Raw genomic sequence first — 11,967 nt, 5'->3', positions numbered from 1 at the left:
CAGACGGAGTTCTTTTTTTTATTTAGACTTTAAGAAATACGTTTCAATATCGTCAAGCAGATAGTTTGCGGCTTTGATTCCGCCTGCGGTTGTCCACACGACGTCATCGACCTCATGGGCGTTCCCTGATTTCACAGCCTTGAGGTTTTTCCATAGTGAACTGCTCGTCCACTGATTGGCCCATTTTTCATTATCTTTTGCATTATCGGCTTTATAAGTGAAATAAAAAAGCACATCGCCATCCATATCAGGAATGGATTCTTTGCTGTCTGTTGAGAACGTGAATTGGTCCTTTTGTTTCTTGAATAGTTCCACTTGCTTTTCAGGACGTTTAAAACCAAGCTGGTCTAAAATAATGCCAGAGAATGAATCCTTATAATAGATTCTCGACTCGCCGGACAGAAAGCGTACAACAGACACGGTTTTGTTTGTCTGATCGCCAAGCTTATCTTTCATATCGGCAACGCGCTTATCAAAATTGGCAATGACTTCTTTGCCTTTGTCCGCCTTATTCACCGCGTCGGCATAAAGAGTCAGGTTATCCTTCCAGTTCCCGGCTAAAGATTCAGCGAAAACCGTCGGCGCAATCGCATTTAACTGATCATAAATCTTTTCTTGGCGCACTTTATTTCCAATAATCAAATCAGGCTTTAATTCCGCGATGGCTTCCACATTCGGTTCAGTTTCTAGCCCGACGTTTTTAACACCCTCCATATCGTCTTTCAGGTAGTCATACCACGGGTCGCCCTTCCATGACTTCACGGCCCCGACAGGTTTAATGCCAAGCGCTAAAAGCGCCTCTGTTCCTTCATTTGTTAAGACAACAATCCGTTTTGGATGGGCTGGAATGTTGTCTGATGTCCCCATTGCATGTTTAACCGTTCTTGTTTTGCTGCTTGACCCCTCGCTGTTACTTGAACTTTCTGAACTATTACAGGCAGAAAGCACCATAACGGCCATAAGTAATGCAAATAGCATGCTGATATGCTTTTTCATCTTTTTCCTCCCAATATTGAAATTCATTATCATTTAGATCATAATAAGCAGTGGTGAGAGTGTCAATCATTAATTGAGGATGATTCTCAAAAACAATCAATTTACTGCAGTCATGATCAAGAATGTTACATAGTAAATCACTAGGAGAATTGGATGATGATCTTCAAAAAGGCTTATTCGAAATGGATTTTGTTATTATGTCTGCTTTTCGTTTTGCTGGCGGCTGTCTGCGCAAGTGTCATATACGGCTATACCGGTACGTCATGGGGACAGGTCTATCAAGCGTTTACATCTTTTAATGGATCAAATGAGCAAGTCATCATTAAAGACGTCCGGCTCCCGCGCGCCTTGGTTGCCACGGTCGTCGGCGCTTCCCTTGCGGCTGCAGGCGCTCTGATGCAGGCGCTGACAAAAAACCCGCTAGCATCACCAGGGATTTTCGGAATCAACGCAGGGGCCGGCTTTTTTATTGTTGCCGGATCATTTTTTCTGCATATTCAATCACCCCAAGCGCTTGTATGGAGCTCGTTTCTCGGTGCTTCCTTTACCGCCGCGATTGTCTATGCCGCAGGTTCGCTTGGAAGGGAAGGGCTCACGCCGATCAAATTGACGCTGGCTGGAGCAGCCATGGCGGCAATGTTTTCTTCGCTGACACAAGGCATGCTTTCCGTCAATGAACTCGAGCTGGCTCAGGTGCTATTTTGGCTGACGGGCTCTGTGCAGGGCAGGAGTCTCGATTTGCTGCTCACGATGCTTCCATATGCCGCGGCGGCGCTTTTGATCAGCTGTTTCCTCGGCCGAAAAATTAATCTTCTTATCATGGGAGAAGATGTTGCCAAAGGACTTGGTCAAAAAACGGGATTGCTGAAATTCGCTATGGCACTATGCATTGTCCTGCTTGCCGGTTCGGCTGTCGCCATTGCCGGGCCGATTTCCTTTATCGGCATCATCATCCCGCACTTTGCCCGCTTTATCATCGGCAATGATTATCGCTGGGTTCTGCCGTTTTCCGCTGTGTTGGGTGCGATTTTACTTGTTGCCGCGGACATCGGGGCACGATATATCATTATGCCTCAGGAAGTTCCTGTCGGAGTTATGACGGCGATTATCGGCATGCCAGTGTTTGTTTACATCGCAAGAAGGGGGGCGAATCTATGAAACTTCGTTTTGGCATTACAGCCGCTGAAAAAAAAGCATGGATTGTCTTTTTTGTTTTACTCGGTTTAACAGCGGCTGTGTTCATCATAAGCGCCGGTCTCGGACAGCGGTTCATTCCTCCTTGGGATGTGGCCAAAACATTTTTCGGTGCAGGTTCAAAGCTCGATGAAATGATGGTGATGTCGTTCCGCATGCCAAGAATTTTGACAGCTGTATGCGCCGGCGTTTGCTTGGCTGCGGCAGGCGCAATTTTGCAGGGGCTGGTCAGAAACCCTCTCGCATCCCCAGATATTATCGGAATCACGGGCGGAGCGGCTGTGGCTGTGGTGCTTGTCATGATGTTCTTCTCAGACCGAAGCGATTCACTGACGATCAGTCTGTCATGGCTTCCGGCTGCCGCATTTATCGGGGCATCAGTTGTTGGACTTATCGTTTATTTACTCGCATACAAAAATGGCGCCTCCACGTTTCGGCTGGTGCTGATCGGAATCGGATTTTCAATGTCTGCACAAGCGATGACCACATTGCTCATGATCAAAGGACCGATCTACAGGGCGTCCCAAGCCAATGTATATATAACAGGTTCGGTCTACGGATCTAACTGGCAGCATGTAAAAATAGCCGTGTTGCTGTCTGTCATTCTCTTATTCATTTGTTTTATCTGTCTTAAAAATATGAATATACAGATGCTCGGTGAAGATATTGCGGCAGGCGCGGGAAGCTCCGTGCAAAGAAACCGGTTCTTCCTCCTGCTGCTGAGTACGGCTCTTACGGGCTGTGCGGTTTCGGTTGCCGGAACGATTGGTTTTGTCGGTCTGATGGCGCCGCACATCGCAAGGCGTCTCGTCGGCTCGTCTTACGGTGCGCTGCTCCCGGCATCTGCACTGATCGGGGCTCTGCTCGTATTAGGAGCAGACATCATCGGCAGAACCCTATTTGCCCCGGTCGAAGTCCCGGCAGGCGTTTTTACAGCGGCGATCGGCGCCCCCTATTTTATTTATTTGCTCTATAAAACAAGAAATTCCTGATTGTAAGAACCCATTTTCTCTGCAAAGAAAATGGGTTTTTGATATTGACTGAAAATTCCCTCTAATATTTTGTTATACTGACAGAGACATTGATGTAGAAAGGATGGCAGGCGAATGAAAGCAGAGGTATTAAAATATGAAGCATTTACGGAAAATCCCGGCAAAGGAAACCCCGCGGGTGTGGTATTGCACGGGGACCATTACACAGAAGAAGAAATGCAGAGAATAGCTGAAATCGCAGGATATTCAGAAACCTCCTTTATTCGGAACAGCGAGGCGGCTGATCTTGAACTCCGTTACTTCACTCCTGGACACGAAATGAATTTATGCGGACATGCGACGGTCGCTTCCCTATACGCATTATGTGAAAAAGGAAGGCTGGAGATTGGTAAAACGTACAGCATCCAGACAAAAGCCGGTAACTTGCCAGCAAACATTTCTGAAAAAGAGGGTCGCATCCATATCACGCTGGAACAGGCTGCTCCGAAATTCAAACCATTTACGGGCGACCGGGAAAGGCTCGCGGACGCATTGGGAATTACGGCGGAGGACTTTCATGAGGACCTTCCAATTGTTTTTGGCAGTACAGGCATATGGACTGCAATCGTTCCGCTCAAATCATTAGAAGCCTCTAAAAAAATGGTGCCGAATAACAAACAATTTCCGGAAGTTCTAGTTGATCTGCCAAAAGCCTCAGTGCATCCGTTTACCTTTGAAACGATTCACTCTGACAGCGACCTGCACGGGCGCCACTTTTCGTCGCCGTATTCAGGAACAATAGAAGATCCCGTGACTGGCACAGCATCCGGTGTGATGGGAGCTTACATGCAGCAATACGGCCGGTCCGGGCAGCGTACATTCATCATTGAACAAGGACAGGAGATGGGGAAAGACGGAAGAGTGGAAATTGAAATAAATGGAGATAACGATCACATCAAAGTGAACATGACAGGGACTGCCGTTTACTCAGAAACTCGGATTCTTGAAATCTAATATGGCTGACGGTTTACAAAAAGCTGCACTTTCCGTTATGATTATGATTGATAATCATTTTCAATTGGGTAGAAAGGGTGAAGCGGTATGCCTCAAGCCGAACAGATAAATCAAGATTCAGCACTGCGGGATATCATACGCAGCAGAAGATCAATCCGTAAATTTAAACAAGATCCCGTACCTCCGGCTGTCATCCTTGACATGCTAGAAACGGCAAAATATGCGCCAAATCACAGAGTGACGGAGCCTTGGAGATTTATTTACGTTTCCAGTGAAACAGGAAAAGCAAGCTTGATTAAAACCTTTGCTTCATTTTCTAAAAAATCAAAGCCGGACATGACGGAAGAAAAACTCCAAAATTTCAAAAAGACACTCAGCCGTGTGCCTGGATTTCTGCTCGTTGTATTTCAGGAAGATGAGAACGAAAGAGCAAGAGATGATGATTTTGCGGCAACCAGCTCATTGATTCAAAACCTCCAGCTTCTTGCCTGGGAAAAAGGAATTGGCATGGTTTGGAAAAGCGGAAAGATCCTCTATGATAAAGACGTGCATCAAGCCTTCGGTTTACAGGATAACGAGCGCTTCGCCGCGATCATACAAACAGGCTATCCTGATGAAATGCCGGAAGTGAAAAAACGCACACCGATAAAGGAACGGTTCACCGAGCTGTAAAAAACCCCCTGTCTCAAGCAGAGACAAGGGGTTTTTCATTAACGTTTTTTGCTTTTCGCTCTGCTGTCGGCCGCTTTTGCGCGCTCCTGCGCTTCGCGGTCATCCGCATCAGCGAGTTCGCTTGAATATTCCTCGTAAACGCCGTCAGTTTCTCGTTTTAACGCATCGGGAACCTGAGGAAGTTTTTGTTTGTTTTTATCACGGTTTTTGTGGATATGATTTCTGCCCATATCAAATTCCCCCTAAAAAGTGATATCAAACAAACATAGTATCTGCTTTCTGGCGCTATGTATCCCTACTTCCGCTTAGCAGCTTTTTCCGCCTTTTTAAATTCACTCGAATAAAGAACTTCCTGCATTTTCTTCAGGTTGGCTCCTTGCTGGTGCTTCTCCCTCTTCTTTTCCATAAAAGGACCTCCTTCAACCATGTTATTCTTAAGGTTGACGCTTCCTTCCGTTTTTATACAGCCTTTCGGTCCGTCAGCAGCTGCGAGAGGGCGAATTCAAGGTCTGAATATGTAAAACGGAATCCGGACGTAATTGCTTTTTTAGGCAGAGCGCGCTGTCCTTTCACAATAAGCAGGCTCATTTCCCCCAATGCTTTTGATAAAAAGAATGCTGGAACGGGGAGCCAGTGGGGACGGTGTTTCACCCGTGCAATCGTTTTTCCGAACTGCTTCATTTCAACCGGATTAGGCGCTGTCACATTAACAGGACCTGAGATGCTGTCGTTTTCGATTGCATATGCAATCAGCTGGGCGGCGTCCTCCACGTGAATCCAGGACAGCCACTGATTGCCCGTCCCGATCGTTCCGCCAGCCAGCAGCTTATATGGCAGAACCATCAGCGGGAGAGCGCCTTTTTCTCCGAGCATCACGCCAAATCTCGCGTAAACCGTTCGAATGCCCATCATTTCTATATTTTGCCCTTCCCGTTCCCACATATGTGCAGTGTGGCTGAGAAAATCCTCGTCCGACGTGGGAGAGTCTTCTGTAAAGGTTTTTTCAAGGCTAGTGCCGTAAATGCCCACTGCACTGGCTTGAATAAGCGCCTTCGGTTTTTCCGCCTGTTTATGAATAAGCCGCCGTACTTCCCGGGTTGCATCGATCCGGCTGGAGAGAATTTGCTGCTTCGTTTTTTCATTCCAGCGGCCAAAAATCGATTTTCCCGCAAGATTTACCCAAACATCAATATGAGGAAGTTCTTGTTCAGGCGCAGCTTCTTCAGTCAGCCATTGGACATAATTGATATTTTTTTGTTCAGTTTTTGGCGCGTTTCTTGATAAAATATAAACATGATGTCCCTGGCGGGTGAGGACGCCAGTCAGATGCGTACCGAGAAAACCCGTTCCGCCCGTCATTGCAATATTCATAAACATCTCTCCTCATCGTTCTGATACCTATACTTTACCTCATTTTGATCATAGAAAACGCGTTTGAGACCGGAGAAGGGAGATTAAGATGCCATTTATTACAAAGATTTCAGCGCAAAAGAAGAATACGGAACGCTTTAATATTTTTCTGGATGAAAAATATGCTTTCAGTGTTGACGCAGATGTGCTCGTGAAATTTGAGCTTACAAAGGGAAAAGAGCTTGATGACCTCGAGATCATTGAGATTCAATACGGAGATGAAGTGAAAAAAGGCTTCAACCGTGCGATTGATTTTTTATCCTATCGAATGCGGTCAACGAAAGAGGTAGAAGACCATTTAAAGAAAAAAGATACCTCGGCGCCCGTCATTGCGGAAGTGATTCATAAGCTGAACGATTACAACTATTTAAATGACCAAGAGTTTGCGGCGGCCTACGTGAGCACCCACAAAAAAACAAACGGAAAAGGGCCTGACGTTTTGTTCAGAGAGCTGAAAGCGAAGGGGATTGATGACGACACCATCAAAGATACGCTGAGTTCTTTCTCCTTTGAAGAACAGACGGAAAAAGCAGTTAAGCATATCGAAAAGCTTCTGAAGAAAGACAAGAAACTCTCTTCAAAAGAAATCAAACAGCGAGCACAGATGCAGCTGCAGCGCAAAGGCTTCTCATTTGATGTCATCTCTGCGGCGCTGGAGCAGATTGAATACGAAAATGATGAAGACACTGAAAAAGAAGCGCTGCGTCTTCATGCGGAAAAAGCGTTTAGAAAATACCGTTATGACGGCTCCTATGAAAGTGCCATGAAGGTCAAACAATTTTTATTCAGAAAAGGATTCTCACTCGATTTAATCGAGCAATTTCTGCAGGAAGAGGAGTAGCTGAAAATGGAGAAACGATACAGTCAAATGACAACGCACGAACTCAATACAGAAATCGCAGGACTCTCTGAAAAAGCAAGAAAAGCGGAACAGCTTGGAATCATAAATGAACTGGCAGTGCTCGAACGGAAAATTGCCATGGCAAAGGCATACTTGCTGAACCCGGAGGACTTCACGCCGGGAGAAACGTATGTTGTGGACGGCTCTGAGGACGAGTTTCGCATTAACTATTTAAATGGCGTTTTCGCTTGGGGATACAGAACATCGGCTCCCGATCAAGAAGAAGCGCTTCCAATCTCAGTATTACAGCAAAAGAAGCAGGGATAACCGAGAGGCTGAATATCAGCCTCTTTTTTATTTGAGCACACTCAAGGCGATTTTTAGAGAAAAAATGATTGAATTCACCCTGGATTTCTTTTAAGATGGAACTCGTTGTTTTTTCACATTAAAGGAGGCGATGACGTTGAGTATGAAAAATCCATCAGTAAAATTAATTATTTTTGTTCTAATGATCTGCACGTTTTCAATTGGATACACAGAATATGCGGTGATGGGTATTTTGACGTCGATTGCCGATGACTTTCATATACATGTTTCCTCTGCGGGACTCCTTGTCACCGCTTATGCGGCAAGCGTCTGTGTGACAGGCCCGCTCGTCACGATTGTTTCTGTCAAGCTCCCGAGAAAGCCGGTGCTTCTTGGATTGATGGGGATTTTCATCCTTTCCAACCTGATGAGCGCACTGGCACCGAATTTTGCGGTATTGGCGGTCTCAAGAATTTTATCTGCTTCCATTCACGGCGCTTTCTTTGCGATTGCGATGGTATTCGCTAGTGAAATGGTGCCGCCGGAAAAACGCGCCGCAGCCGCTGCGTCTATGAACGGCGGTTTAACAGTGGCTTTGATGCTGGGTGTTCCATTCGGTTCCTACTTGGGTGATGTCCTAAACTGGAGAGTCGTGTTTTCCATCATTACGGTGCTTGGAGTGATCGGATTTGTAGGCCTGATGGCTACCGTGCCGAACAGAAAACCAAAAGTCATCCCGATGCTCATGAATGAGTGGGGAGTATTTAAACATAAACAGGTGCTGTACTCCTTTGCGATTACAATTTTAGGCTATTCAGGCGTATTTATCGCGTATACATTTATCGAACCGATTTTAAGAAATTCAGCGGGATTCAGCACAGTCGGCATTACAGGCGCCCTCTTCGCCTATGGGTTGGGAGGGGTTGCGGGAAATTTCTTTGCGGGAAAAGTGCCGCTTCCTCTGCTGACCCGGACCATGATTGGCGTCATGATCGGTTTGATCGGCGTACTTGCGGTATTCCCGTACATCGCCGTTTATCCGGCCGCAGCCATTGTCGCGACTTTCTTATTTGGAGCTTGCGCATTCGGCACACCGCCTCTTTTGCAAACAAAGGTGCTTTCTTCATCTGAGAACGGAACAACGATCGCCGCAGCTGTGAGTGTGTCTGCATTTAACCTGGCCAATGCGCTCGGTGCTTGGATCGGCGGCATCATTTTAAGCGGAACCGGCTCTTATTCCTGGCTGTTTGCGGGAGGAGCGCTGATGACCGCGTGCGGACTGGTGCTCTCAACATTTGCGCATCTGTCAGAAAAGAAAAGCGTCTATGAGTATCAAGTCAATAAAGGGTAAAAAAACAGCTGCACATGTGCAGCTGTTCTTCTTTTATCGTTTGCCGGAGGCTCTCATTTTTTCCTGAGGATGCTGGTTGATTGACCCGTCAGGACGCTTTGAAGCATAGTCGTCCTTTGCTCTCGGTTCACCTTGAAACTTGTTTTCGTTTTCGTAAGGAAATCCTTTTTCTTTATTGCGGACCATGTCATATCCCCCTAGGTTCGAGATCAAAAAGTTGCGTCTTGCCAGATGAAGACGTAAGGTTAGTATATGGAGAACATGAAGTTTTAAAGCGTAATTTTTTTCCTGAAGGAAAGGAGACCACCAAATGAATACGTATATTGAGAAACTGACAAATCTGCTTCTGGAAAAAAACGATATGATCAGCTACATTCAGGCGAAAACATGGGTGGAATTGTTATGGAGCGACTTTGAAGCAACCTATGCAAAAGCCGGACACGCCTACCAAGGCGAAAAAATGACCGAAAAAATCGTCACACAGTGGATTGAGAACTATGGCGGCCAGCTCCACCTTTTCCAAAGCGGCCGTGAAGACGTGAATGATTACTTAAACCAAAGCAGAGGGCTTTTACATTAACACAGCCTGCCGGCAAAGTACGGCAGGCTGTTTTTTACACATTTGTATTAAGTGCATCACTAATCACCATTCTAAGCATAAAACCAAGAAAAGCAGTATATGCAATCAGCTGCAGATAGGACAGAGGAAGCATGGATTGATGAATAAGAACAACACCTATAAGCAAAATAACAATCATCACCCAATGTGATATATAGCCCGCGAAATGAGCATTTGAGCGGGTGCGTTGGTCATTCTGAAAGTGTACGTTTCCCCAGAGTTTATTTCTATGAATATGTGCGGCAGAATAAAGAACTCGTGCAGTTCCGATGACTGCTAACAGAAGTGTTAAAGTTGAAGGTGAATGCCAATAAAGGACACACAATAAAATGGGAAGCAAAGTTTGCAAAAACAGTACGATACGTCATGTTCATATTATTTGTCTCCTTCTATCCAGAATAATTGATCTAATGAGCACTCTAACACTGAAGATAATTTAATTGCAGTGCCTATCGAGGGTTCATATCTTTGTTTTTCAATTGCAATGACCGTCTGTCTTGTCACTTGAATGTTTTCTGCCAGCTGATCCTGTGTCCATCCTTTAGCTTTTCTGTATTCTTTTACACAATTACGAACCCCGTGCTTCATCTTATTTGATCCTCTCTCATTATGTAACGTATACCTTACATAATGTATCATACAAAGATTAGAATGTAATGTACACCTTACAAACCTTAAAATTTCCTTAACTGTTAGAAAAAATAAACAAAAAGTGTTTCATCCTCCGGGCAATCAGGGAATACCTCTTATATCTTGTCAAAATGCGAGGAGGAGCTATGTATGAAAAAGAAACAAGTATTGCTCGCTTTAACTGCCGCCGCAGGACTGAGTTTTACCGCATTTAGCACTGCTCCCGCAGCAAAAGCTGCAACCCTTCAGACCATAAATGTCTCTATGCCATCATCAGATTCTTATATGATTAAAGCAGGAAAACTGAATGTCCGGGCTGAGCCAAAACAAAAAAGCGCGATTCTCGGCACAGTATCATCTGAACAGAAAGTCACTGTAAAGGGATTTGCTAATGCTGATTGGGCTCAAATCGAATTCAAAGGAAAAAAAGGATATATTTCAACACACTTCTTAATGAAAACCGCAAGTCAAGCAAAAACAGCAAAACAGACTGCCTTCTATTCTCCAACACCGGAAAATGGAAAAGCCAAGCAGCTTTCCTCGGGGACAGAAGTCACTTTGCTCGGCTGGGGATTCAGTGAAAACGGAGGATTTGATTTCAGCTGGGCATTCGTTGATCACGGCGGGATAAAAGGCTATATTCCGACAAAGGATTTACAAATACGCTAAATAGACAGGCTCATGCTTGTCTTTTTGTCAGGATATTGAAACATTTCTTCTTTCTGAACGTAACAATGAGAGAGGAGATGATCAGATGGCATGTTTAGTCGGCGGAGGGCTCATGATCATTGCAGGTCTTTTTATCAAATTGTTCCCTCCAAAATCCATTAACAGTGTATATGGATTCAGAACGAGACGCTCAATGTCAGATCAAAAGTTATGGAATGAAGCCAACCGTTACAGTGCGGCGCTCATGATCCTGTCAGGTTTGATTGTCTTGGGGGCCGGGGTGCTCCTGAGATCAAGCTTTATCATCCTTCAGCTGATCTTGCTTGTTGCTGCTTGTATCATCACTTTTATACTGACAGAGAAAAGGCTGAAACATATGACGCAAAGTCAAGGAGGAGATTTAAGTGGAAGGAGTTAACAGCCAGTTTGTCAAAACAAATGGAATCACACTCCACGTTGCTTCTGCAGGACCGGAGGACGGCCCGCTTATCGTCCTGCTCCATGGATTTCCTGAGTTTTGGTATGGCTGGAAAAACCAAATCAAACCGCTTGCGGACGCGGGGTACCGGGTGATTGCTCCTGATCAGCGAGGTTACAATCTCAGTGACAAACCGGAAGGAATTGAGGCATATCGGATTGATACATTAAGAGATGATATCATTGGGCTTATTTCGCAATTCACTGATCAAAAAGCAATCGTGATCGGTCATGACTGGGGAGGAGCAGTAGCCTGGCACTTGGCATCAACACGTCCGGAATATCTTGAAAAGCTTATCGCCATTAACATACCGCATCCGCACGTCATGAAAACCGTAACGCCAGTCTACCCTCCGCAATGGCTGAAAAGCTCATACATTGCCTTCTTCCAGCTGCCGGACAAACCGGAGGCCGCGTTAACAGAAAACGACTATGAGAAATTAGATAAAGCCATCGGGCTATCTGATCGGCCGGAGCTTTTTTCTTCTGAGGATATCAATAAGTACAAAGAAGCGTGGAAGCAGCCTGGCGCCCTGACGTCAATGCTGAACTGGTACAGGGCCCTCAGAAAAGGCAGCCTTGCAGAAAATTCCCGCGAATGCCATACAGCCCCTTACCGGATGATCTGGGGAATGGAAGACCGCTTTTTAAGCAGAAAGCTTGCAAAAGAAACAGCAAGACGCTGTCCAAACGGGCATTTAATATTTGTGGATGAAGCGTCCCATTGGATCAGCCACGAAAAGCCGGCCATCGTGAATCAGCTTATTTTAGAATATCTTGAAAACCAATAAGTCAGATTTTCTTTGCACCGTCTGTC

Annotated in this window: 17 protein-coding genes; 11 read left to right on the top strand and 6 right to left on the bottom strand. The window is 45.4% G+C overall.

Features of this window, described 5'->3' with window-relative positions:
• Positions 1-18 precede the first annotated feature (18 nt).
• Positions 19-996 (bottom strand): ABC transporter substrate-binding protein, encoded by a 978-nt coding sequence (locus H7F27_RS16395; protein ID WP_101860268.1) that lies wholly within the window; start codon positions 994-996, stop codon positions 19-21.
• A 156-nt stretch (positions 997-1,152) separates the two neighbouring features.
• Here H7F27_RS16395 and H7F27_RS16390 point away from each other — a divergent pair, with 156 nt between their 5' ends.
• From H7F27_RS16390 to H7F27_RS16375, 4 genes are all read left to right on the top strand, one after another.
• Positions 1,153-2,154, top strand: a complete 1,002-nt coding sequence (locus H7F27_RS16390; protein ID WP_185848154.1) for a FecCD family ABC transporter permease — start codon at positions 1,153-1,155, stop codon at positions 2,152-2,154.
• Positions 2,151-3,182, top strand: coding sequence for a FecCD family ABC transporter permease (locus tag H7F27_RS16385; RefSeq protein WP_024120642.1), 1,032 nt, complete (start codon positions 2,151-2,153; stop codon positions 3,180-3,182). The genes H7F27_RS16390 and H7F27_RS16385 overlap by 4 nt, the downstream gene beginning before the upstream one ends.
• Before the next feature lie 114 nt (positions 3,183-3,296).
• Positions 3,297-4,175 (top strand): PhzF family phenazine biosynthesis isomerase, encoded by an 879-nt coding sequence (locus H7F27_RS16380; protein ID WP_101860266.1) that lies wholly within the window; start codon positions 3,297-3,299, stop codon positions 4,173-4,175.
• Between the two features lie 87 nt (positions 4,176-4,262).
• The gene (locus H7F27_RS16375; protein WP_024120644.1) at positions 4,263-4,847 is read left to right on the top strand and encodes a nitroreductase family protein; all 585 of its coding nucleotides are present in this window, start codon (positions 4,263-4,265) and stop codon (positions 4,845-4,847) included.
• A gap of 38 nt (positions 4,848-4,885) precedes the next feature.
• Here H7F27_RS16375 and H7F27_RS16370 read toward each other — a convergent pair whose 3' ends face one another.
• From H7F27_RS16370 to H7F27_RS16360, 3 genes are all read right to left on the bottom strand, one after another.
• Entirely contained in the window at positions 4,886-5,077 is a 192-nt protein-coding gene (locus H7F27_RS16370; protein ID WP_044163723.1) for a YfhD family protein, read from the bottom strand.
• A gap of 65 nt (positions 5,078-5,142) precedes the next feature.
• A complete protein-coding gene (locus H7F27_RS16365; protein ID WP_010333447.1) occupies positions 5,143-5,253 on the bottom strand; it encodes a YfhE family protein in 111 nt (36 codons plus the stop codon).
• Between the two features lie 53 nt (positions 5,254-5,306).
• Entirely contained in the window at positions 5,307-6,218 is a 912-nt protein-coding gene (locus tag H7F27_RS16360) for a TIGR01777 family oxidoreductase (protein WP_185848153.1), read from the bottom strand.
• Between the two features lie 88 nt (positions 6,219-6,306).
• On the opposite strand from H7F27_RS16360, the gene recX reads away from it, so the two are divergent.
• From recX to H7F27_RS16345, 3 genes are all read left to right on the top strand, one after another.
• Complete coding sequence (gene recX, locus H7F27_RS16355; RefSeq protein ID WP_185848152.1) at positions 6,307-7,098, top strand: recombination regulator RecX; 792 nt, start codon at positions 6,307-6,309, stop codon at positions 7,096-7,098.
• A gap of 6 nt (positions 7,099-7,104) precedes the next feature.
• Complete coding sequence (locus tag H7F27_RS16350; protein ID WP_106021585.1) at positions 7,105-7,425, top strand: YfhH family protein; 321 nt, start codon at positions 7,105-7,107, stop codon at positions 7,423-7,425.
• Positions 7,426-7,561: 136 nt separating this feature from the next.
• Positions 7,562-8,755 carry an MFS transporter gene (locus H7F27_RS16345; RefSeq protein WP_101860265.1) on the top strand — a complete coding sequence of 398 codons (1,194 nt, stop codon included), beginning with the start codon at positions 7,562-7,564 and terminating at the stop codon, positions 8,753-8,755.
• A 33-nt stretch (positions 8,756-8,788) separates the two neighbouring features.
• Here the strand turns inward: H7F27_RS16345 and H7F27_RS16340 are convergent, their stop codons facing one another.
• Complete coding sequence (locus H7F27_RS16340) at positions 8,789-8,941, bottom strand: small, acid-soluble spore protein K (protein WP_010333452.1); 153 nt, start codon at positions 8,939-8,941, stop codon at positions 8,789-8,791.
• A gap of 124 nt (positions 8,942-9,065) precedes the next feature.
• On the opposite strand from H7F27_RS16340, the gene H7F27_RS16335 reads away from it, so the two are divergent.
• Complete coding sequence (locus H7F27_RS16335; RefSeq protein WP_024120650.1) at positions 9,066-9,335, top strand: YfhJ family protein; 270 nt, start codon at positions 9,066-9,068, stop codon at positions 9,333-9,335.
• Positions 9,336-9,749: 414 nt separating this feature from the next.
• Here H7F27_RS16335 and H7F27_RS16330 read toward each other — a convergent pair whose 3' ends face one another.
• Positions 9,750-9,962 (bottom strand): helix-turn-helix transcriptional regulator, encoded by a 213-nt coding sequence (locus H7F27_RS16330; RefSeq protein ID WP_010333455.1) that lies wholly within the window; start codon positions 9,960-9,962, stop codon positions 9,750-9,752.
• A 192-nt stretch (positions 9,963-10,154) separates the two neighbouring features.
• Here H7F27_RS16330 and H7F27_RS16325 point away from each other — a divergent pair, with 192 nt between their 5' ends.
• The 3 genes from H7F27_RS16325 (at position 10,155) to H7F27_RS16315 (ending at position 11,941) form a co-directional block, all read left to right on the top strand.
• On the top strand, positions 10,155-10,673 hold the full coding sequence (locus H7F27_RS16325) for an SH3 domain-containing protein (RefSeq protein ID WP_024120652.1): 519 nt from the start codon (positions 10,155-10,157) through the stop codon (positions 10,671-10,673).
• 85 nt (positions 10,674-10,758) lie between these two features.
• A complete protein-coding gene (locus H7F27_RS16320) occupies positions 10,759-11,091 on the top strand; it encodes an SdpI family protein (RefSeq protein WP_024120653.1) in 333 nt (110 codons plus the stop codon).
• Positions 11,078-11,941 carry an alpha/beta fold hydrolase gene (locus tag H7F27_RS16315; protein WP_101860263.1) on the top strand — a complete coding sequence of 288 codons (864 nt, stop codon included), beginning with the start codon at positions 11,078-11,080 and terminating at the stop codon, positions 11,939-11,941. Before H7F27_RS16320 ends, H7F27_RS16315 begins: the two co-directional genes overlap by 14 nt.
• Positions 11,942-11,967 lie beyond the last annotated feature (26 nt).

The sequence above is a fragment of the Bacillus sp. PAMC26543 genome, from assembly GCF_014250375.1.
Taxonomy (GTDB): Bacteria; Bacillota; Bacilli; order Bacillales; family Bacillaceae; genus Bacillus; species Bacillus halotolerans.
The sequence above is the reverse complement of the archived record's forward strand: the minus strand, read 5'-3'. Positions and strand labels throughout refer to the sequence as shown.